The 1,849-nt window shown below is 54.3% G+C and carries 2 protein-coding genes; one reads left to right on the forward strand and one right to left on the reverse strand.

All coding sequences use genetic code 11. The features are described 5' to 3' along the window. Positions 1–1,551: ATP-binding protein (locus RMO84_RS09010; protein WP_310488144.1), on the forward strand; the 1,551-nt coding region annotated here is incomplete at its 5' end. Positions 1,552–1,561: 10 nt separating this feature from the next. On the opposite strand, the gene RMO84_RS09015 is transcribed toward RMO84_RS09010, so the two are convergent. Further along, on the reverse strand, positions 1,562–1,849 hold a 288-nt coding region (locus tag RMO84_RS09015; RefSeq protein WP_396135810.1), incomplete at its 5' end, for a spore photoproduct lyase family protein.

The following is a 1,849-nucleotide window of genomic DNA, read 5'->3' on the forward strand; positions in this document are numbered from 1 at the left end:
CTCAAACAGCAAGCAGCAGCATTGCAAGCGAGCGATCGTAAATTCGGGGCGATTTTCGACCAGACGTTCGAGCTACTGGGACTATTGACTTTAGAGGGCGTCCTGCTGGAGTTGAATCAGACAGCCATAAACTCCTTGGCACAGCATCTCCCCGGGACGACAGCGGCACGAGAGTCTCAGCTCATCGGCCAATTATTTTGGGAAACGCCCTGGTGGAATCATTCGCCCGTACTCCAGGCAAAGCTCCAACAGTCGATCTCTCTGGCGGCTGGCGGGCAATTCATTCGCTATGAAATGCAATATCCCAATCCCAGTGGCGATCTGGTAGATGTTGACTTTACCCTTCAGCCCGTCTTTGATGAAACAGGTCGAGTGGTGACGCTCCTAGCTGAAGGTCACGACATTACCGAACGCCAACGTGCCAAACGCGATCTGTACGAATATCAGGAACGCTTGCGGACGGGGATTGAAGTCGCTGGCGTGGGACTGGCGAGATTTGACTACGCCACCAATCTGGTCGCCCTCTCGCCCGAAGCAGCCGCTCTGTATGGATTCGATCCAGACATCGGCTTCGTTACGCGCGAGCAGATCCACAGTACTTTCTATCCTGACGAACGCGCCGCCCTCGAAGATGCGATCGCCCAAGTCCTCGATCCCGACGGTACTGGGTGGTTTGCCCAGGATCATCGGGTAGTGTGGCCGAATGGTGAAGTCCGCTGCTTGAGCGTCCGCAAACAAGTCTTTTTCGGTGGCGGTGGCGATAGCCTGCCGTTAGGCACAGCCGCTCCTGCGGAGAATCGCGCTGGTGCCGGAGCGCGTCCGACTCATGCCATTCTCGCGGCGATCGATATTACCGAACGCCAACGAGATCGCGCCGCTCTCGAACAGCGCAATCGCGATTTAGATAGCTTTGCGTATATCGTCTCTCACGATCTCAAAGCTCCCTTGCGCGCTGTCGCCAATCTGTCCGAGTGGATTGAAGAAGATCTCGCAGGTGCGCTCACGACTGGCACTCAAGCGCAAATGACCACGTTGCGCAGCCGCGTACATCGCATGCAAGCCACGATCGATGGACTGCTCGACTATGCCCGTGTCGGTCGGATGGATGACACCTCTGAGTCAATTGTGGTGGCGCAATTGCTGGCTGAGGTCATTGAATCCCTGGCACCGCCGCCAACATTTACCGTCAAGATCGCGCCTAACTTGCCGACGCTATATACCAAGCGGCTGTTGTTGACTCAGGTATTTGCCAATCTGCTCGGTAATGCCATCAAGCATCACGACCGGCTCGATGGCACGATCGAAATCAGTATCGCCGAACGTCAAGATTTTTACGAATTTGCGATCGCCGATGATGGCGCAGGCATCCAGCCAGAGTACCACGATAAGATCTTTACGATCTTTCAAGCCGTCAACCCGCAACAGCGATCGGATAGTACCGGCATTGGATTGGCGATCGTCAAAAAAATCGTCGAAGCCGAAGGCGGGACGATTCGGCTAGAGTCCCAAGTTGGGAAGGGGACAACGTTCTACTTTACTTGGCCGAAGTAATTATCGATCCTCACGTCCAGTAAAGTAGCTGCGCGGTCGGAAACCGCCGTTGGATCTCAGCTTCAAAAAAGCGGCGTAACTCCTTCATCGTGTCAGGATCGTAAACGTACTTCACCCCGCCAAACTTATTCCGCTTTTGGCTGCGCTGCCCTTCGTCCAAATCCAGCGTCGATTGGGGATACCAAGTTTGTAAAACTGACTTCGAGCCTGGGGTAAACCGATGGGTAATCAGCTCGAACGTCAGATCGACATCGAAATCGAGAGCTGTCTCGATCGAGTCAAACAAGTTAGTATAATG

The sequence above is a fragment of the Chamaesiphon sp. VAR_69_metabat_338 genome (genome assembly GCF_031423935.1).
Taxonomy (GTDB): Bacteria; Cyanobacteriota; Cyanobacteriia; order Cyanobacteriales; family Chamaesiphonaceae; genus Chamaesiphon.